At 43.7% G+C, this 19944-nt stretch carries 17 protein-coding genes; 7 read left to right on the top strand and 10 right to left on the bottom strand.

What is annotated here, in order from left to right; genetic code table 11:
• The coding region (locus F6K57_RS12830; RefSeq protein WP_364302633.1) for an alpha/beta fold hydrolase at window positions 1–542 on the top strand (542 nt) is incomplete at its 5' end.
• A gap of 209 nt (window positions 543–751) precedes the next feature.
• On the opposite strand, the gene F6K57_RS12835 is transcribed toward F6K57_RS12830, so the two are convergent.
• Window positions 752–931, bottom strand: coding sequence for a hypothetical protein (locus F6K57_RS12835; protein ID WP_293068086.1), 180 nt, complete (start codon window positions 929–931; stop codon window positions 752–754).
• Window positions 932–934: 3 nt separating this feature from the next.
• A complete protein-coding gene (locus F6K57_RS12840; RefSeq protein WP_293068089.1) occupies window positions 935–1762 on the bottom strand; it encodes a DUF6816 family protein in 828 nt (275 codons plus the stop codon).
• 697 nt (window positions 1763–2459) lie between these two features.
• Here F6K57_RS12840 and F6K57_RS12845 point away from each other — a divergent pair.
• Window positions 2460–6314, top strand: a complete 3855-nt coding sequence (locus F6K57_RS12845; RefSeq protein ID WP_293068092.1) for a CHAT domain-containing protein — start codon at window positions 2460–2462, stop codon at window positions 6312–6314.
• A gap of 14 nt (window positions 6315–6328) precedes the next feature.
• Here the strand turns inward: F6K57_RS12845 and F6K57_RS12850 are convergent, their stop codons facing one another.
• The 3 genes from F6K57_RS12850 to rpsP form a co-directional block, all read right to left on the bottom strand.
• Window positions 6329–7285 carry a PhoH family protein gene (locus F6K57_RS12850; protein WP_293068095.1) on the bottom strand — a complete coding sequence of 319 codons (957 nt, stop codon included), beginning with the start codon at window positions 7283–7285 and terminating at the stop codon, window positions 6329–6331.
• 210 nt (window positions 7286–7495) lie between these two features.
• Complete coding sequence (locus tag F6K57_RS12855) at window positions 7496–7912, bottom strand: KH domain-containing protein (protein ID WP_075895580.1); 417 nt, start codon at window positions 7910–7912, stop codon at window positions 7496–7498.
• On the bottom strand, window positions 7887–8135 hold the full coding sequence (gene rpsP / locus F6K57_RS12860; RefSeq protein ID WP_071102122.1) for a 30S ribosomal protein S16: 249 nt from the start codon (window positions 8133–8135) through the stop codon (window positions 7887–7889). The genes F6K57_RS12855 and rpsP overlap by 26 nt, the downstream gene beginning before the upstream one ends.
• A gap of 69 nt (window positions 8136–8204) precedes the next feature.
• On the opposite strand from rpsP, the gene F6K57_RS12865 reads away from it, so the two are divergent.
• A complete protein-coding gene (locus F6K57_RS12865) occupies window positions 8205–8564 on the top strand; it encodes a hypothetical protein (RefSeq protein ID WP_293068098.1) in 360 nt (119 codons plus the stop codon).
• Here the strand turns inward: F6K57_RS12865 and ffh are convergent.
• Window positions 8559–9998 carry a signal recognition particle protein gene (ffh, locus tag F6K57_RS12870; RefSeq protein ID WP_293068101.1) on the bottom strand — a complete coding sequence of 480 codons (1440 nt, stop codon included), beginning with the start codon at window positions 9996–9998 and terminating at the stop codon, window positions 8559–8561. The two genes, F6K57_RS12865 and ffh, sit on opposite strands and share 6 nt — an antisense overlap.
• A 224-nt stretch (window positions 9999–10222) precedes the next feature.
• Here ffh and F6K57_RS12875 point away from each other — a divergent pair, with 224 nt between their 5' ends.
• From F6K57_RS12875 to F6K57_RS12885, 3 genes are all read left to right on the top strand, one after another.
• A complete protein-coding gene (locus F6K57_RS12875) occupies window positions 10223–11332 on the top strand; it encodes an LD-carboxypeptidase (protein ID WP_293068104.1) in 1110 nt (369 codons plus the stop codon).
• 355 nt (window positions 11333–11687) lie between these two features.
• On the top strand, window positions 11688–12749 hold the full coding sequence (gene hemE, locus F6K57_RS12880) for a uroporphyrinogen decarboxylase (protein ID WP_293068107.1): 1062 nt from the start codon (window positions 11688–11690) through the stop codon (window positions 12747–12749).
• Window positions 12750–13176: 427 nt separating this feature from the next.
• Window positions 13177–14172, top strand: a complete 996-nt coding sequence (locus tag F6K57_RS12885; RefSeq protein ID WP_293068110.1) for an NAD(P)-dependent oxidoreductase — start codon at window positions 13177–13179, stop codon at window positions 14170–14172.
• A 659-nt stretch (window positions 14173–14831) separates the two neighbouring features.
• Here F6K57_RS12885 and F6K57_RS12890 read toward each other — a convergent pair.
• Window positions 14832–15095, bottom strand: coding sequence for a hypothetical protein (locus tag F6K57_RS12890; RefSeq protein WP_293068113.1), 264 nt, complete (start codon window positions 15093–15095; stop codon window positions 14832–14834).
• Between the two features lie 1077 nt (window positions 15096–16172).
• Here F6K57_RS12890 and F6K57_RS12895 point away from each other — a divergent pair.
• Window positions 16173–17012: a hypothetical protein gene (locus F6K57_RS12895; RefSeq protein WP_293046652.1), complete on the top strand. Its 840-nt coding sequence runs from the start codon at window positions 16173–16175 to the stop codon at window positions 17010–17012.
• Window positions 17013–17226: 214 nt separating this feature from the next.
• Here the strand turns inward: F6K57_RS12895 and F6K57_RS12900 are convergent, their stop codons facing one another.
• The 3 genes from F6K57_RS12900 to F6K57_RS12910 form a co-directional block, all read right to left on the bottom strand.
• Window positions 17227–17445, bottom strand: coding sequence for a hypothetical protein (locus F6K57_RS12900; RefSeq protein ID WP_293068116.1), 219 nt, complete (start codon window positions 17443–17445; stop codon window positions 17227–17229).
• A 128-nt stretch (window positions 17446–17573) separates the two neighbouring features.
• Complete coding sequence (locus F6K57_RS12905; RefSeq protein ID WP_293068119.1) at window positions 17574–18341, bottom strand: peptidylprolyl isomerase; 768 nt, start codon at window positions 18339–18341, stop codon at window positions 17574–17576.
• 1099 nt (window positions 18342–19440) lie between these two features.
• Window positions 19441–19746: a hypothetical protein gene (locus F6K57_RS12910; protein WP_293068121.1), complete on the bottom strand. Its 306-nt coding sequence runs from the start codon at window positions 19744–19746 to the stop codon at window positions 19441–19443.
• Window positions 19747–19944: the final 198 nt, after the last annotated feature.

A 19944-nucleotide genomic window follows, 5' to 3' on the forward strand; every position in this document is an offset into this window, starting at 1 on the left:
CTGTAGATAATCCAGAGCTAGCCAAAGGAGTCGCCCTGCTCAACTTTTCTCTACGACTACTCCATGAGCGTAAACGGGCTGAACTCCCTTGGTATCAGCGTCTTGGCGCACCAGTACTTCAACGATTTTTAAGGATTAAGTGGGTTGGCCAGTATTTTTTTAGTCAGCTGGCTAAGCCTAAAGTAGTGCGTAATATTCTGTTGCAAGCCTACTGCCGTCCAGAAGCTGTCACTGATGAACTGGTTGATCTAATCATGGCACCAGCAGCTGATCCCGGTGCAGCTGATGTGTTTATTGCCTTTACTAGCTATTCTCAAGGACCACTACCAGAAGACCTGATCCCAATTTTGCCTTGTCCTGCCATCATACTATGGGGCACCGAAGACCCTTGGGAACCCATTGACTTAGGACGAGAATTAGCGAAATTCCCCACTGTAGAAAAGTTTATTCCTTTAGAAGGTTTGGGCCATTGTCCCCAAGATGAAGCACCAGAGATAGTCAACCCGATTTTGCTCAATTGGATTGGGGGAAATCCGGTTTAAAGTTACCCAGTTGAAGGTTACACAGTTGAAGGTTGAAGGTTACACAGTTGAAGGTTGAAGGTTAGTGGGTTGAAGGTTAGTGGGTTGAAGGTTGAAGGTTAGTGGGTTGAAGGTTGAAGGTTAGTGGGTTGAAGGTTGAAGGTTAGTGGGTTGAAGGTTGAAAGTTTAAGGTTGTTCGCGTAGCGTGGCCTTTTGGCCAAGGTTGAAGGTTAGTGGGTTGAAGGTTGTTCGCGTAGCGTGGCCTTTTGGCCAAGGTTGTTCGCGTAGCGTGGCCTTTTGGCCAAGGTTGTTCGCGTAGCGTGGCCTTTTGGCCAAGGTTGAAAGTTGTTCGCGTAGCGTGGCCTTTCAACCTTCAACCTGTTAACCTTAAACCCTTTAACAACCTTCAACCTTCAACCGTCCTTGACTGCTACTAGCTCTAATTGATAGCGATAGAGAGCCACAGGTTTTTCCAAAGCTTTAAAGTAATCGGGGTCTTGTGGTGACAGATAAACTGCTGTGACTTGGTCAGCCTTAATAATTGGACTAGGTGATTTATAGAACTGATATGCTGTTGTGGTTTCTACTTCGTTGAAAAAAGGTCGGCGAGTACCGCGAAAGACTTGGTTGACAACTTCTGTGGCAATAAACTGATCCGGAGCTGGTATTTCAGAAGCGCGACCAGTAATCACTGAAACTAGTTGGCTCCCGGTGCGCAGAAGAGTAACTTGACGATTAGGGGAATTGGGGTCTACTTTGACAGCTCTAATTATGGGATCGCCTAGGTAAGCCCTAGCAATATTCAACCCATTGAACGCTCGGTCAGCAACCACGTCTTCAGCAACCACCTCTGAGGTAGGTTTTAATACTGATAGATTTTTTCTAGAACGTCTAGTTCTAAAGGGAATAAACCAATCCCCAAGTCCTGAGCTTGATTTCCCAACTTGTTGAAACCGCACCAGAAAACTAATGGGCTCCTTGAGATGACTGCGATTACCTTCAAATCCTGGGGTGACTATTTCTGGTGCTAGAGGTGCTATCTGCTCGATCAGAGTGCTGGTAACTTTCCAAGTCCCCTTGATCCAAGTGGGATATACCAAATCCCCCGTCGCCGCTGTTACTGGTGGTTTGCTTTTCCAATCGGGAAACTGACCTAAACGCTGAGCTAACTCTCCTGCCTGAGCCTCACCACCAACCAGGAGCAAGGTTAACACCAGACATAATCCCAAAATTCTTCTCACACCACAATTCCTCTCACCTTAGACTTGTAAGCTATCTTGCCGGTAAGGCAGGTCACCCCATCTAAGCGGTGAATCAAAGCAAGAGGGGAGTGCTGACCATTACCATTTTAACTTTGGGTGTCTGCGCTGTCGGTGTTTCCACTGAGATATCCTGTTATATATCCTTTAGCCTAATCCAGGGCTAACTGTCAACTAGAGTTCACTCTCGCGAGAACTGTCCAAAATCTGTAGAGTTCTTGATAATCGATGATTTTACTTACTTTTACTTCAATTACTGGTAATTAAAAATTAATCTTACCAGCTTACCATAGAAAGCTTGAAACTATGTGGCTATATCAAAAAGATTTAGTTAAGTTAATATAAATTAACCGGAACAAAGTTAATCAGTAATGTTAATAATAAAAGTGTATATATAATAAAAGTGTATATACTTATATCTTAATAAAGGCTTCAAGATTTCAGTTAAGGTCACCAGCCTGATGTTTACCAAACCCTGACTCATAGTACTATTCCCCTCAGTATTGTGATTCAGTGTGATTCAGTGTGATTCAGTGTGATTCACTCCTAAGCAGCTGATACCCCAGGGTGCATCTGACCTCAGCTTAAAAACAGACGTATTAGGAAATTGCTAATCTCATCCTGTAGTTGACTAATGCATTTTGGAATTCAGGATAGCCGATTAAAAACGATATTACCCATGAGCCAAATCAAATTAGCTGTGAGTCAAATCAGCCAGTCCCTGGCAGCCTTATCTTTGTTGGTAGCCCATATTGGTGTCATGCCAACTCAAGCCCAGCCCATTCAAGCCGATGGTAGCACTCAGACCCAAGTCACCCTCGATGGCAATCAATTTGACATTGATGGTGGCATCCGCTCTGAAGATAATCTCTTTCACAGCTTTCAGGAGTTTGGTCTAGACCAAGACCAAATTGCTAACTTCCTATCTCAACCGGATATACAAAACATTCTGAGTCGGGTCACCGGTGGTAATGCTTCTGTGATCAACGGTTTGATAAAAATCACAGGGGAGGGCAACCCTAGCCTGTTTTTAATGAACCCAGCAGGGATAATTTTTGGTGCTAATGCCCAGCTGAATGTCCCCGCTTCATTCACCGCAACTACGGCGACTAGGATTGGCTTTGGTGATGACAATTGGTTTAATGCCTTTAGTGCCAATGAGTACTCTACCTTAGTCGGTACACCCAGTGCCTTTGCGTTTGATACATCCGAGACACCGGGACTAATTTTTAATGAGGGTATAGAAATCCTAGAAGGAAATAACCTGACTTTAATCGGTGGTACTGTCATCAACACCAATCAACTGGAGCTTCCAGAAGGAACAATTACTATAGCTGCTGTGCCTGGGGAAAGTTTGGTAAAAATTAGCCAGCCAGGAAGTTTGCTGAATTTGGAAGTTGAACCCCTAACCTCAAATCCCTCCACACCAGAACAACCTTTTACACCGCTCTCTTTACCCAAGCTATTAACCGGGGATGGTGTCAGTCATGCCACAGAATTCACGGATAATGGTGATGACACCGTAACCTTGACTAGTTCTGGCATCACTATAGCGCCTGGGGATGTAACTGTTAAGGACCTAACAGCACCAAGGGCAATCCTGTCTGCTAATAATAACTTGACTCTCAAGGAAAGCCAGCTATCTAGCACCGGGGACTTAAGCCTATTGGCCAAGAATACGGTGCTGATCAGGGACACAACAGATAATTCCTTCCAAGCTGTAGCAGGAGGAAACCTCAAGATTCAGGGGGATGGGGGCATTGATATCCTAGCACTGAACAATCCCGACACCCGCTTCCAGAGTGGTGGCGACCTGAGCTTGGTCAGCGATGGCAAGATCTCTACAGATGCTCACTTTGCCAGTGGCGGTAATTTCTCAATTGAGAATTTAGCTGGTGAACCAGGTAACTTTGTTAGCCTCCAAGACCCAATTATCACTGCTGACGGGGATGTTACCTTTGGGAATTACACAGGGTCTTCTCTTAAAGTAGAGTCCACAGGCAATATTGAAGCTGGGAATATCAAGATCACTGCACCAGATACTGGGCTAGCAGATTTAGACTCAGATTCAGCTTCAGAGATTGGCCAATCAGATATTAATACTTTAAGAAGTAGTCGTGCTGTGATTTTGAGGGCAGGTTTGAATAAAGATGAATTGACCAATCAAGTTACGGACAATTCTGGAGATGCTTCATCCAATCAAGTTACGGACAATTCTGGAGACCCTCTATCCGGGAGGATCACTATTGGTAATATCGACACCAGTGTTAATACTAATGATGATGCTCCTGTAATTGAAGGTAATGCTGGTCCTGTAATCCTATCTGCTCAAGGTGACATTATTTTTCGCAATACTGAGGATTTGAGTTTTACCGAAATAAGAACCACAGAAAGAAATGGTAATAATTCTGGTAATGTATTTTTGGAAACTAAAAATGGCTCTATTAAGATAGAGGGAGAAAAACTCGATATCAACACTGAGGTTTCAGGGGGTGGTAATGCTGGTAAAGTAACGTTTCAGGTTCCAAATTTAGATAATATCGTAGATATTATCGACTCTGATAAGTTGAAGATCACGACAAGAGCTCGGGGTAATGGTAATGCTGGTGATGTAGAGTTTGTTAGTCAGGAAGAGTTCAGCCCAGAGCAGGAAATAAAAATAAGAGATCAAATCCCGGAAGATATAGATGTGCAGGCTTCCGTTGAAGAGAGGGATGGGAATTTGAATATTAGGCTTTCCCCCACAGATACTAATACAAAAGAGGAAACAAACCAACAAAACGACACAAACCAACAAAACGACACAAACCAACAAAACGACACAAACCAACAAAACGACACAAACCAACAAGAAGAAACAGACCTTATAGAAGAAACCGACCTTATAGACACTGGTGAAACCGACCTTATAGACACTGGTGAAACCGACCTTATAGACACTGGTGAAACCGACTCTGACTCTAACCTTAATGTTAGCTTGGGCGAAGGTGATGGAACTGTTAATGACAAACCCTCTGACACAAATAACTCCAACGATATAAACAGTGGTGACCAGACTCCCGGTTCCACCCCTGGCAAGACTATAAGTGACATGCAAGAGTCCTCTAGTTCTGAAGCTAGTAGCTCAGACCCTGGTAGTTCAGAATCTGGAACCCCTACTGCTTCATCTCAATCAAATTCCACAACTGAGGAGGTTTCACCTGAAACTGACCCAGTTTATTTAATTGAAGAAGCCTTCACCAAAGAATATCAGTCACACTTTCAGCGACAGTTCAAGACGAAAATCAACACTCAGAATGATGTCCGCAATCGGACTCGGGAGCTTGAGAGGGAGACAGGGCTAAAGACTGCGGTGATTTACGTCAGTTTTGTCGAAAACTCTAGTACCTTACCAGGCACTCGATGTCAAAGTCCCTCAATCCCTGTTTCCAAAATCGACCGACGGTTTGGTTACCGACTCTCTGAGGTGCCTCAAGCACCAGAGCGTTGCTTACCAAAACCAAACGACCAGCTGGAACTTTTGGTGATCACCGCTGAAGGTAATCCAATTCTGCGGCGAATCAATGGTGCCAGTCGTGATCAAGTCCTAGCTGTGACTAATAGATTTCAGCGATCGCTTAGCAATCCCGACAGCTTGGATGCCAAAGCCCACCATTACCCAGCTGAGCAAATTTATCAATGGATCATAGGGCCCTTGGAGAAGGACTTAAATAACCGCAAGATTCAGAGCCTAATATTTGCTATGGATGAGGGTTTGCGCTCCCTACCTATAGCAGCTATCTACGATGGGCAACAATATCTGGTTGAGAAATATGGTGTTAACTTGGTGCCTAGTCTGAGCTTAACCTATTCTCGTCACACAGATGTGAGACCCTTCCGGGTTCTGGCAATGGGAGCATCGAAATTTCCTTATCAACAGCCTTTGCCTGGGGTAGAAGTGGAGTTAACCACCATCACTGAAAAACTGTGGAAAGGTCGCTCTTTTCTCAACGAAGCCTTTACTCTGGACAATTTAAGGGCTCAACGACAACAGCAGCAATATGGGATCATTCACCTAGCCACCCATGCAGAGTTCAACTCGGGAACTCCTAACGATTCCTACATTCAGATGTGGAACTACAAACTAAGGCTGTATGAAATGCAAAATCTGCTTTATGAGCCATCGGTAGAGTTGTTGGTACTCAGTGCTTGTCGAACTGCTTTGGGCAATCGAGAAGCGGAGTTGGGTTTTGCTGGGTCAGCCTTTCAGGCAGGAGTTGACTCGACTTTGGCAACCCTTTGGTATGTCAGTGATCAAGGTGCTCTGGGGCTGACTACTGAGTTTTACCGTCAGTTGAGAAAGACATCGAGTAAAAGTGAAGCTTTGCGACAGGCACAGTTAGCGATGATTCAAGGCAATGTGCGTATCGAGAATAATCAGTTATATGGCTCGGGCAAGAACATCTCGTTACCGCCAGAATTGTCAGGAGCAGGAAAACAAAGCTTTTCTCATCCCTACTATTGGGCTGCTTTTACCCTAGTTGGAGATCCGTAGTGAATACCAATTATTCACTGCTCATAATTTTGATAAGCAGTAACAATCCTCTGAACGAGGGGATTACGGACAACATCCTTATTGGTGAGTTCGCAGAAAGCAATACCTTCTACAGATCTTAAGATTTTTAGGGTTATCGCTAATCCTGAGGGTTGGTTGCTAGATAAATCGGTCTGGGTCAGATCACCAGTCACTACCATCCGAGAACGTGAACCCAAACGAGTCAAAACCATCTTCATCTGGGCTGGTGTGGTATTCTGAGCTTCATCAATAATCACGAAGGCATTATTGAGGGTGCGACCTCGCATATACGCTAGGGGAGCCACTTCAATAATGCCCCGTTCCATTAAATTGGCAGTCTTCTCTGTATCAATCAGTTCATGGAGAGCATCATAGAGGGGGCGCAAATAGGGATTAATTTTCTGCTGCAAGTCTCCTGGTAAAAAGCCAAGTTTTTCACCAGCTTCTACCGCTGGTCGTGTCAGAATCAGCCGTTCATATTGATTATTTAGTAACGCCTGAGCGGCTATTACCACAGCTAGGAAAGTTTTGCCAGTGCCTGCTGGTCCCACACAGAAGGTGAGGTCATGGCTTAGTACAGCTTTGATATACTGCCGTTGCCGGAAGGTTTTAGCTCGGATTACCTCACCCCGGCGAGTATGAGCCAGCACATCTTGATGTAAATCTTGTAATTCATCCTGTCGCTTAGTATCTAAGGCATGAATTGCAGTTTGGATGTCTACTCCTGTAATCCTTTTACCTTCGATCCAATAAATTTTAAGCGATCGCACTAGGGATGATACCCGCTCGACCTGTTTCTCGGTGCCAGAAATCAATAACTCTTGCCCTCGCAGCACCAGATGCGCACCGGTTTGCCGTGATAGGGTTTTCAGGTTTTCTTCCTGGTCTCCAACCAAGGCGATTGCACTTTCTGGGCTGGGTAGCTCAATTGTTTTGGATACTTCACTCAAGGTTTATCAACTACAGGCTTGCTGTCTCAACTATCGAAGTTAACTGGTAACTTAAAGTAACTTAATAGACAACTCAATCTACCAATCTTGACCAATCTTCAAGGTTTCCTGCCATTGGTAATGAGAGGTACAGCAGCCGGATGTTCTTCACCCCCTTTTCTCCATTGTCCTCTCATTACCCAAACCTTCAAAACTATTGCAATAGAGAACTTAGGAGGGAAATCTTGGAGTTACTCTAGGTCTGGCAACTCGGCGAGGTAAATTTCTTCTGACAATGGTTCTACGACTAGGGCCATTGTCTCGACGAGGGCTACTACCTGAGCCTGAGCCTTCATAGATATCCAAATAAACAGTTTGGCCAGCAGCTTGGGCTGCTGCTTTAATTACTGTCCGAATCGCTTGAATATTGCGACCACCCCGACCGAAAACTCGCCCTTTATCCTCTCCATTAAAAGCTAGTCGAATCCAGACACGCTCTTTCCCATTTGATTTCTCACAGTCTACGCTGAGGGAGTCTGGTGATTCCAAGAACGGCTCGATTAAAAATCTCACCAGTGCTGAATAATCTGGGTCATCATCTCTAACAGAAGCAGATAGGATTTCAGGTACGGATTTGTTCAAAAACATTAGCTTTTTGCAAGATATTACGCACGGTTTGTGTTGGCTGAGCTCCATTTTTGAGCCACTTCACTATTGCTGGTACATTCAGCCTCGTTTCATCATTTCTTGGATTATAGAATCCCAGTTCTTCTAGAGGACGCCCATCACGGCGTGCACTGCTGGGAATTGCCACTATTCGATAGCTTACTTCACGCTTTTTGCCGAATCGTTTTAATCTGATTTTGATCATTGTACCTAATTAATTCACCTGTTTGATTTTAAGCGATCTTTGGGGGTTTGAAAGTGAACAGGTTGAATTGTGAAGATTGTAACTGACTCAGCAGGCAAGCCGCTACCTGTTCACAATCTTCTCAGCTACCCTACTGCGCACGCCTCAGGGAACGGGCTAACCTTCAGGCTAACCTTCTTCTGTGTCACCTTTTACCGCGTTACCTTCTACCAGCTAACCTACCCTATGGGAACGCCAAAGGCGAACAACAGGCTAACCTACCCTACACCGAACGCCAAAGGCGAACAACAGGCTAACCTTCAGCGTAACCTTGGCCAAAAGGCCACGCTACGCGAACAACTTTCTAACCTTGGCCAAAAGGCCACGCTACGCGAACAACCTTCTAACCTTCTACTGGCTAAGCTTCTACTGGCTAACCTTCTACTATAATTGCCCAAATCCCTTCTTCTTCTTAGCTTTTTTCTTTTTCTTGCCAGAGCCACTACCACGCCAACCAGGTAGATTACGAGGATTTCCACCACCCATACCACCTAACATACCACCTAACCCCCCCATGGCTGGCATCTGACCTTGACCCATTTGCTGCATAAGCGATCGCATTCTGGTAAATTCACTCACCAGACCCCTGACGTCTTTTTCCGTATGACCAGAACCTTGGGCAATGCGGCGGCGGCGGCTCGGAGAGCTAGCTAATAAATCTGGGTTACGACGCTCCTCGGAGGTCATGGAGCTAATCATAGCTTCGGACTGCTTGAGCTTGGTTTCCCCTTGTTGAAGTTGAGAAGAACTGAGTTTGCCCATGCCTGGAACCAGTTTCATCAAACCACCAAGGGAGCCCATGTTCTTTAACAGGCGCATCTGCTTCAAGAAATCGCTGAAGTCAAATTTGGCTTCCAGCATTTTCTGTTGCATCTGTTCAGCATCAGCGATGTCAATCTCTTCCTGGGCTTTCTCAACCAAGGTGAGTACATCCCCCATACCCAGAATCCGGGATGCCATGCGGTCAGGATAAAATGGTTGTAGTGCCTCGACCTTTTCCCCAACCCCAACAAATTTAATCGGCTGACCTGAAATTTGCCTGACTGAAAGGGCTGCACCACCACGACTATCCCCATCAAGTTTGGAGAGAATTGCCCCAGTAATGCCGATTTGCTCATGGAAGGTGCGGGTCAGGGTTGCTGCTTCCTGACCAGTCATGGCATCCACCACTAGTAGGGTATCGTGGGGTTGGACGGTTTCTTTGATGCGGGAGAGTTCTCCCATCATGTCTTGGTCGATTTGCAGTCGTCCCGCTGTATCGATAATTACCGTATCGATAGCCATTGCTTTTGCCCGTTCTACCCCTTGACGAGCAATCTCTACTGGGTCAGCTTCTGTACCTAACTCAAACACCGGTACATCAATTTGTTGACCGAGGGTGACTAATTGATCAATGGCTGCGGGTCGATACACGTCTGTAGCCACTAGCAAACAGCTACGTTCTTGCTTACGCAGATGTAAAGCGAGTTTTGCACTAGCCGTAGTTTTACCAGTACCTTGTAGACCAGCCATTAGCACAACGGTTGGTGGGGTGTCTGCTTGGGCTAGGGGAACATTAGTTTCCCCCATCACTTGCACCAGTTCGTCGTAGACTATTTTGATGAACTGCTGGTCAGGGCGAACACCTGATATGACTTCACTGCCTTGTGCTTTCGCTTCTACTCCAGCAACGAAATCTTTGACTACTTGTAGGTTGACGTCTGCTGATAAGAGGGCGCGACGCACTTCTTTTAGGGCGTCTTGGATGTTAGAACTAGAGATCTTGTCCTGACCCCGTAGTTTTTTCCAAGCATCTTCTAAGCGTTCGGCGAGAGCATCAAACATACGTCAATTGTCAATTGTGATGGTTTTGTTTTTATGGTTACTTTACTGAGTCGCCAGAGTTTTGATATACCACACCTCTTAGCTACACACCTTACTAGCATAGCGCTTTTGGGGATTTTAGTTCAATCTGGTTGGTAAGCATTTAGCCCTGGGCTATTCGTGAAATTTCTTGAAATGGTTAAAATCAAGGCATGACTTAAGAGCTACTGCGGAATTCGGTGAGCGTGAATCAACTGTCTGTGCAAAAGATCAGGGCTAGTTTTTCTGTATGCCAGCTACCACCACCATTAAAACCGCCAGATCTATTGCGGGTAATTGTTCCAAGTGGAACCTTGCGTGAGGTTGATGCTTTCAATCGGGGGATTGAGATTTGGCGATCCCGTGGCTACCATGTTCAATTACCACAGAACTGGAACGCTAGGGAAGGTTACCTAGCTGGGACTGATAGTCAGCGACGCCAACAGTTGCTCGAAGCGTGTCTTGACCCCAAATGTCGCGGCATTCTCTGTGCTAGAGGAGGTTATGGTAGCGCTAGACTTCTGGAAGACTGGACATGGCCAGAAGAGTTGAAGGTTGGCAAGTTGAAGGTTGAAGGTTCTCAAGACAACTTGGAACCAGATAACCTTGGCCAAAAGGCCACGCTACGCGAACAACCTGTAACCTCGACCAACCTGCAACCTTCAACAAACCAACCTGTAACCTCGACCAACCTGCAACCTTCAACAAACCAACCTGTAACCTCTGCTTTGAAGTGGTTGATTGGTTTTTCTGATATTACAGCTTTACTGTGGAGTCTTGGTCAGATAGGGGTTTCCGGTGTTCATGGTCCGTTACTGACTACTATTGCTGGTGAACCGGAATGGTCACTCAATCGGTTGTTTGATTGGGTGGAAGGACGACCCATAGCACCATTAAAAGGGGTTGGTTGGGGAGGTGGTAAGGTTTCTGGTGTGTTGCTACCGGCTAATCTTACGGTCGCTACTCATCTGCTGGGTACACCCCTACAACCTTCATTATCAGGAGTTATTCTTGCTCTAGAAGATGTCACTGAGGCTCCCTACCGCATTGACCGGATGTTGACTCAGTGGCGCATGAGTGGTGCAATGGCCGGGGTGAAAGGTATTGCCTTAGGGCGGTTTAGCCGTTGTGCTCCTCCCAAGGATGTTCCTAGCTGGAGTGTGGAGGAAGTGTTGCGCGATCGCATTTGGGATCTGGGTATACCGGTTGTCTCTGACTTGCCTTTCGGTCACGATGGGGTTAACGCTGCCCTTCCTGTGGGACAGCTGGTTGAACTAGATGCTGAGGCCGGGACCTTGAGTTGGGTTGGAGGTTAGCAGGTTAGCAGGTTGAAAGTTGGCAGGTTGAAAGTTGGCAGGTTGTTGGCTTAGCGTGGCCTTTTGGCCAAGGTTAGCCAGTTAGCAGGTTAGCCAGTTAGCAGGTTAGCCAGTTAGCAGGTTAGCAGGTTGTTCGCGTAGCGTGGCCTATTGGCCAAGCTGGAAAGTTTGTTATTCCCTTTGTTTCCATCTCCTTTTAACCTTCGCGTAGCGTGGCCTTTAGGCCAAGGCACCGTCTTAGAATGTAACTTATTATTAATACTTTTTTAATCTTCTCAAATCAGGAGAGTAAACGGAATACCAGCATGATAAGCTGACAAATACACTTAAAAAAGTATAATAGGATAGATGCCATATGGCTGGGTCAACCCAGGTTCCTTATTTGTTGAGGGCGGCTCGTGGTGAGGAGTTAGAGCGCCCCCCTGTGTGGATGATGCGACAGGCAGGTCGTTATATGAAGGTTTATCGCGATTTACGGGATAAGTATCCAAGTTTTCGCGAGCGCTCCGAAAATCCAGACATAGCGATTGAGATTTCTCTACAACCCTGGAAAGCGTTTAAACCAGATGGAGTGATTTTGTTCTCTGATATTCTAACTCCATTGCCAGGGATTGGTATCGAGTTTGATATTGTCGAAAGTAAAGGGCCAATCATTAACCAACCGATTCGTACCCAGGAACAAATTGACCAGCTACATCTGTTGGATTTAGAGAAATTTGGGTTTATCCGGGAAATTTTGAAGGCGCTACGGGACGAAGTCGGCAATAAAGCAGCAGTGCTAGGTTTTGTCGGTGCTCCCTGGACTTTGGGCGCTTATGCCATTGAGGGTAAAAGTTCTAAAAATTACTCCATCATTAAAGGGATGGCCTTCTCACAACCAGCTATGCTACACCAATTCTTGGGTAAGCTAGCTGATGCGATCGCTATCTATGTCCGTTACCAAATCAATAGCGGTGCTCAGGTAATACAAATGTTTGACTCTTGGGCAGGTGAACTGAGTCCCCAAGACTACGAAACCTTTGCCTTACCCTATCAGCAGCGAGTAGTACAGCAGGTTAAAGCAACTCACCCAGATACCCCCTTCATTCTCTATATCAGTGGTAGCGCTGGAGTGCTTGAACGCATGGGACAGTCCGGGGTTGATATGGTCAGCGTAGACTGGACCGTAGACATGGCAGAAGCTAGAAAAAGATTGGGTCCTGATATGAAAGTTCAGGGCAATATCGACCCAGGAGTGCTCTTTGGGTCACAAGCTTTTATTCGCGATCGCATTGTCGATACTATTCGCAAAGCTGGCCACAAAGGTCATATCTTAAATCTCGGTCATGGTGTTTTACCCGGCACTCCAGAAGATAATGTTAGATTCTTCTTTGAAACTGCCAAAAAGGCAGATAAATTAATGGCTGTTCATGCATAATAGTAGATAACACAAGAGGAAGTAGAGAATCGATAACCAGATTCTGTCCCATTTTCTCCCTCTAGCAGTCATAGGTTTGGGTATCGCTAGTCCCCCCTAGGGTATCCTTCGGTCAGAGTTGGACCGGGCTTTCAAGGTGCAGACGTTTACTTGTCCACGTAGCCCCTCCACTAAATGGAATCCTCGCTTCAGTCTCATCCCCTTGAAGGGGATGAGATTAACAACCTTATACAACTATCTTGAGAGTGCAGATACTTGATTAGACGACTAAGGATAGAATCCTTCAAGATGCATCACCACAACAATAAAGGAAGTGTTATTCACTCGATCAAAACCTTCTTGTACCCCTAGAAGTAGTTGACCTAGTTGTTTGTTTGTGTTAGGTCAGGATCGGGAGTACATAATTGAATTGAAAATCCAAAATCCCATGACCTCTAAGCGGATTTTTATCACTGGTGCTAGTGGCTGCATTGGTCACTACATCACTGAAGCGTTAAGTCTCGACACTGACCATGAGTTGTATTTGTTAGTCAGAAACCCTGACAAATTAAAGTTTGACGACTTGAAGTTTGGCGACAAGGGGCGTGCTGGCATTACCATCCTAAAAGGTGATCTGCGGCAGATTGAAGACTTTGGTGACTTGCTCAAGACAATGAATGCGGCAATTCTGGCCGCAACCGCTTGGGGAGGTCAACACGAAACATTTGATATTAACGTTGTCAAAACTATCGAGTTAATCAACTTGCTTGACCCTACTGTTTGTGAGCAAGTAATTTATTTCTCTACTGCTAGCGTATTGGATAGGAATAACCAATTACTCAAAGAAGCTGGTGAACTTGGAACAGAATATATCTATTCAAAATACACTTGTCTGAAGCGCTTATCCCAATTAGCGATCGCTCCTAAGATTACTACCGTCTTTCCTACCTTGGTACTGGGTGGAGACGAAACTAAACCCTACTCCCATCTGTCATCGGGACTCCCAGATATTGTCAAATGGATTAACTTGATTCGTTGGTTTAGAGCTGATGGCAGTTTCCACTTCATCCACGCCCAAGATATTGCTCAGGTCGTGCAATACCTGATTGATCATCCTCCCTCTCAAGGATTGAGTGCAGAAGCAGAGTGGATTTCTAGTGGTAGATTGGTTTTGGGTTGTCAGCCGTTGAGTGTCAACCAAGCCGTAGAAGAAGTTTGTAGGTATCTTGGTAAACAAATTTATTTTCGCCTACCATTGTTTATCTGGCTTGCCAATATCTTTATTGTGCTGTTCCGGATTCAGATGGATCCTTGGAGTCGGTTTTCCTTGAATTACAGACATTTTATTTATCAAAACCCCGTGAATCCAACCACCTTTGGTTTACAGACTTACTGTCCTACACTTACTGACCTTCTCAAAGTTAGTGGCATTAGCAGAGATTAGATTTTTCAAATCGTGACACTTTAAACTAGAAACAGGACTCCTAGTTAAGTTGTCTTTAAGTTTTCCATTGCTGAAATATAAATTATGCTTAATTTTAACATAACACCATCAAATGATCCATAACTCGGCTCAAGTACCCTAGCTTAATTCTTTGATAGTCTTAGGATAAACGACGCGATTAACCGAGGTTGCTCTAACTCACAGGGAGCAGGTCTTGCGTTGCAGAACATTTGTACTATGTACCATTAGAGCAAGCTTAAACCCATGAGGGGGCTATAGATAATGTACAAATATTCTAGACATCTCCAAAAATTAACCTCAAACCCTTGTAATGCCTGGGTCAAAACCGATTTTATGGAGATGTCTTCTGCATAAGGACATGCTCCCCCTATTACCTATTACCCATTACCTATTACCCATTACCTATTACCCATTACCTATTACCCATTACCTATTACCCATTACCCAGATTTAGTACAAATGTTCTGCATAAGTGACATGCTCCCTAACTCACAAATTTATCTGAATAAAATAATACTATCATCTCCGGTTGACTAATTATTAGAATCAGTAATTAGTCTCGGGGGGATACAAGCGCACCAAAATACTTACCAGAGCTAAATTTAGCAGCTCTAACTTTACCAGCTTTAGGTTTAATATCATGTCAGGATAATTACCCTTAATAAAAACCTCCCCCATCTCCCCATCCTCATAAGGGTAGGTTTTTTAGAAAGGGGCGAGTAGGTACTTTGATTACGTATAAATTCCTCAAAATATGTATCAAAATACACAATATTTTCCGGGATAATTCTCCCCATTTCCCGCTTTTCCCGATTCCCGACTCCCGATTCCCGACTCCCGATTCCCGACTCCCGACCCAAATGTAAAAAACCTACCCCTGTGAGATCTCCCCATCTCCCCATCTCCCCATCTCCCCACACTTACCACCCTCCCCACACTTCCCACACTTACTCTAATTATGGGTATTCAACCTGACTTGATATAAGGTCACTATGCTCCACAACTATACCTAGACAATCATGAGCATAGTTTTAATTACTGAGAACTAAATTACTGAGAACTAAATCCCAGATTATTCCCTCCAAGTTGGATAAAAATCAGGTTAATAAATTGCGTAAATGAATTGGCTAAATCCAGAATATATCAGGATTATAGACGACCATTTACCCTTTTATTTAATTGGTAATTATTAATTGGCACTTTGTAGTTAATTTACGATTACCGATTATATTATGTCGGGATAATTACCCTTAATAAAAATCTACCCATCTCCCCATATTTACCTCCTGGGAGGGGTTAGGGGTGGGTCCCACCCTCCCTCTAATTATGGGTATTAAACCTGAATTGATATTAATTATTACCTATTAAACACAAGCTATTAAAAGCTTTTTAATCATCCAATAAAAGCTTTTAAAAAATCCTTTCCCTGCCGTAAATTAATTTTACAAAATCTTTAACTAATCGGTAGGTAGAATTACACTGACTTTATAATCAATAGCGAATTTTTCGCTTATTATTAATCTATAAATGGAAGTATTCAGCCGACAGCTAACGCCATAGGCGCATCTACCATTGCCAGCTATCAGCCATTGCCTGAGCTGAATGCTTACCTATAAATAGGGATTTTTTTCCGGTTAAGTATATTATATGAAGCAAAAAAAACATTCATTATAATGATATTCCGGATTTTTTTAGGCACCAATCAATATCTGTGCTCACTGTTGAATACAACAATTACAACGTAAGCTAATGCGCTACGCGCAGGCTACGCCAACAGCTATCAGCTATCAGCGTGTCGCGTATCAGCTATCAGCGACCACTGACCACTGACTACTGACTACTGACGGCTGAATGCTTACATTACAACACTAGTATCAGAACAATTATTGTGCCTTGAATTTCCCAAATTGAACCGCAAATTTAGGCAGTTCAAAAAAAACTTCGCTGGCTGAAATTTATTCCACAACACCCAGACAATTATGAAAATGAACAAAACCATTGCTAAAAAATTATTACTGTTCGCTACAGTAACCGGTTCCGTTCTCGCTGCTGCACCAAGTTTGGCTGCTACTTTCGCTTTGTCTAAAGGATCCTTTGACTTCAAAAACTTTAGTACTGATCCTCTGGAAGTCGTTACCCTGACTGAAGCCGACACTTTTGTGATTTCAAGTGGGGGTGATGTGATTGCTGAGGCGAACGCGGTGTCAACTTTTAACCCTGATTCACCCGATCCACTAAAACGAGCTGGTAATAAATCTTTGAGTACCGCTGAGGGTGAAGGAAGCAACTACCGTGGTGTGGCGGAAAGTTTTGCTGGACTTATCGGTTACAACTTCTTTGTCGATGCAGGGGAAACCTTTTCTTTCGATTTCAATGGTTTTCTCGATCTAATCACCATGATCGACAATCCACCTGCAGAAAGTGCAAGTGCCGAGGGCACCGTAGTTTTCGAGTTATACGATAGCAATGACTTGAGTACTCCCATCGACTTCTTCGCTCTCTCTGGTAACTTAGAGACTCTAGGATATGATGATTTCCTTGTGTCTGCTCACAGTGACAATGTGTTTGCTTATAACGACTTTACTAAGTTGTTTGGAGGAACAGAGGAATTTGCTCTGGCTGATGTTCAGGGTTATTATGAGCGCACTTTCGAAACAGCAACTTATTTGACCTTAGTCGAAGCTAAAACGAATAAGGCAACCGTTAAAGCTCCTGAATCGTCAAACTTGCTAGGCTTACTTTTCTTCGGTTTACTGAGCATTGGATACCGAGTCAAAACTAAAAGTTTTACCGATAAGTCAAAGTTATTAAGGGATTAATCATAATAATAATTAAGTCCGGTTAATCACTTATTAACTCCTGGATTTTTGGTCATAAGCAATCGGTAATGGGGAATCGTAAACTACCAATTCCTAATCCCCCAATTACCAATTACTAATTCCCCGATCAGGAATATGATAATTATTCAACCGGATTTGATATAATTAGTTATTAGTTGGAAAAAAAAACCGCTAGTGGGAGCATTTTGCTCCCTTATTTTTTTCCTGATGTTGCTCTCTTATCTTTGACCGTAGAAGAAGCAAAGCTAGAGCTGGAACTTCTGCTATAACTCCTGCCTGACTCTCTGGTCACAGTAACCTCTTGACTGGTGTTTGCTTGATCACCAGATGCAAATGCCCTACTTTCGGATTGGACTACTACCTTTCCATCTGGTGAAACTATCCATTTTATGATTATCCGGGAGTGAATCATAATTTAATGCCTCCATGGCTTTTTTGATTGATGTTTACCAACTTTAAAGGGTAAGCATTCAGCATTCAGCTGAATGCTGACTTACCCATTACCCATTACCCTCAATCATGCCACTACTGACCCAACGTCTAGGCAGTTTGACTATCAACATTATCAAGCATAGTGTCACTATGAAGCATATAGTTTAGTTCACGATTGAGCCAATCCTGAAACAGTCTATCCAATATCTCGTCGTACCGTTCCGGTGTTAATTCAGCAGGGATAAACCTTTCTACCATCAAGATATGATAACCCTGAGGAGTTTTGACGGGATTGACCACTTCTCCAATAGGTACACCAAAGACAATCGCTGCTATATCTGGACGTAAATTCCAACGGTAAAGCTTTCCTTCAAAACCGCACTTCTGTCGGCGTTCCTCATCAATGTCGTAGATATGAGCTGCTTGATAAAAGCTAATTTCTTTTTCTTCAATTTGATAGAAGAGTTCTTGGGCAAGTTTATCGTTAGCTACAATAATTTGATAGAGCAAAATTTGGTCAAAATCTAGTCGGTTTTGACCAAAAAACTTTTCCACATCTTTATCAAATAGAGACTTGGCTAACTTTTTAGCTAGCAATTGCTGGCGAATTCCGGCTTCCCAGTCATCGGAAGTAATCATATTATCCGCTAGCCAAGCTAGAGTGTCTGAAGCTTTCTCCAAGCGATTTTCGTGACGGAATTTATCGGCTTCTTCCTGAATTTCTTCGGCGGTGACGGTTAAGTTTCTTTCCGCAGCAGCTAGATTAATGACTTTTTGATACAAAATTTTCTCAGAGACATCTTTGAGCTGGATTTCTCGTTTCAGAAACTCAGTAATTTCCTGTGGTTCAAGGGATGCTCTAGAAAGAATAGTCATGGTTAGCTTTTCCTTGTTCAGATTTTAGCTGATCGGGTAATGGGGCAACATATGGGGCAACGGATGAGTTAACAGATCTAAGGGATGGGGTGATTCCGACTACTTATCAATTTTCTGCTAAAATTGTATCAGATCCTGTGATGAAATCAGCATTAGTTAGGGTGCTTGCACCCTGTCCATCGACGGTTGCTTTGACTACAGCTAGAATATCGTTATTGAATTTCACCAAAGTGGCATCAGCAATGCCATTACCAGTGCTATCAAATACCTCTAGTTAAGCGATCGCTACTGCTTGAACTCCAGCCATTAGTCCATGAACTGCTATTTGTGCTATTTGTTTGTGAGTCGTTAGTTCCTATCCTACTACGATCGTTACCATTGATAGTGAGGCTATTGTTTCTGATGATACTGGAAAAATTGTTGGAAAAATTGTTTGTAGTCGCAGTTGAACTAGCAATTAAACTATGGTTCTGTTCGATGCTGTCTGTGATGGGCTTTGTCAACCTCTGTGTGAGACTCTTTCCGAGACTCTTTCTAATCAGACTCACACGAGGAAGAATTGTCAATGTTCTGCTGAAATCAAACATGGCTATTAATCGGCTATCAGCCTTGTGTTACCGTTGAGCTGCACCTGCTGAATCTGCATTTTGTAGTGTTAACTGTTGAGTGTTGACCGTTAACTGTTCTACTGCTGCACAGACAGGTCTTCCCTCTACCAAGCCTCAACTGTTAACTATCAACAAAAATCGCTCATTTCAAAAACTATGCCAATTAAATGGTGATTAGCCTAAGCCTTTAACCTGTCTCTATAATGCTGCTCCACTCATAGGATAATTGATTGGTAATTGATTGGTAATTGATTGGTAATTGGTAATTAAATATCCATGATTTTAGGGAGTTTAGGCTCAACCTAAAAAAGGAATGAACATCTTTTTACCTTCATTCCTAATTCGATTCCCTCCTGATTATCAAGTTAGGGGCTGGGTGGTAAACTATAGAAACTTTAGTTTCCATCGCCCATCCCCTAGTCTCCCTTACCTATTACCGAAAATTACCGAAACCCCTTATTGATTTATCGCCGGATTTACCAAAATCGGTATTATCTCTTTATACCTAAAAACAAAGACAAACTGTCAGACTGAGCCCGGAAAAGTCCTTGCTTAGTCCTAGCCTCAGCATCAGCACTCGCCTTGGCGATGCTCTTCTTAGAAAACTTGCTATTTATTACTCTTGAATCAGTATCAGTCCCTGCTGAGGTTTGATCGCCAACAGCCAATGCATCAGCCTCAGCTAATGCCACGTCAGCTCTAGCAAGTGTTCTGGTATTTGCCTGAGCAATTCCACCGCCTATAATCCAGTTTTCTTGAACATGTTCCCGAGCAAAATCTAGGTTATTAATAATCATTAATCAACCTCTACCTGTATAGCTGTGCCTCTTAGATTGATGATAAGCATGGATAAGCATCACATTCCTTTTTTAACAAAAAGGGTGTTCTTATCCCAAAATACCTAATTTGAAACTACATTTAAAACTACCTGGGCATCACTAGTTTTTGTTAACTGATAATTTTCAGTCAACTAACGTTACGCAAACCCTTCCTTC

Origin of the sequence: Moorena sp. SIO4A5, from assembly GCF_010672005.1 — a bacterium.
Taxonomy (GTDB): Bacteria; Cyanobacteriota; Cyanobacteriia; order Cyanobacteriales; family Coleofasciculaceae; genus Moorena.

What these genes read in the sequence shown, in the direction of transcription:
- F6K57_RS12900 (WP_293068116.1), bottom strand. Translation starts at nt 17,445, where the DNA reads ATGATTCACTCCCGGATAATCATAAAATGGATAGTTTCACCAGATGGA.
- F6K57_RS12845 (WP_293068092.1), top strand. Translation starts at nt 2,460, where the DNA reads ATGAGCCAAATCAAATTAGCTGTGAGTCAAATCAGCCAGTCCCTGGCA.
- F6K57_RS12855 (WP_075895580.1), bottom strand. Translation starts at nt 7,912, where the DNA reads ATGTTTTTGAACAAATCCGTACCTGAAATCCTATCTGCTTCTGTTAGA.
- hemE (WP_293068107.1), top strand. Translation starts at nt 11,688, where the DNA reads ATGGCTGGGTCAACCCAGGTTCCTTATTTGTTGAGGGCGGCTCGTGGT.
- F6K57_RS12885 (WP_293068110.1), top strand. Translation starts at nt 13,177, where the DNA reads ATGACCTCTAAGCGGATTTTTATCACTGGTGCTAGTGGCTGCATTGGT.
- F6K57_RS12905 (WP_293068119.1), bottom strand. Translation starts at nt 18,341, where the DNA reads ATGACTATTCTTTCTAGAGCATCCCTTGAACCACAGGAAATTACTGAG.
- F6K57_RS12895 (WP_293046652.1), top strand. Translation starts at nt 16,173, where the DNA reads ATGAAAATGAACAAAACCATTGCTAAAAAATTATTACTGTTCGCTACA.
- F6K57_RS12890 (WP_293068113.1), bottom strand. Translation starts at nt 15,095, where the DNA reads ATGGGGAGATGGGGAGATCTCACAGGGGTAGGTTTTTTACATTTGGGT.
- ffh (WP_293068101.1), bottom strand. Translation starts at nt 9,998, where the DNA reads ATGTTTGATGCTCTCGCCGAACGCTTAGAAGATGCTTGGAAAAAACTA.
- F6K57_RS12910 (WP_293068121.1), bottom strand. Translation starts at nt 19,746, where the DNA reads ATGATTATTAATAACCTAGATTTTGCTCGGGAACATGTTCAAGAAAAC.
- rpsP (WP_071102122.1), bottom strand. Translation starts at nt 8,135, where the DNA reads ATGATCAAAATCAGATTAAAACGATTCGGCAAAAAGCGTGAAGTAAGC.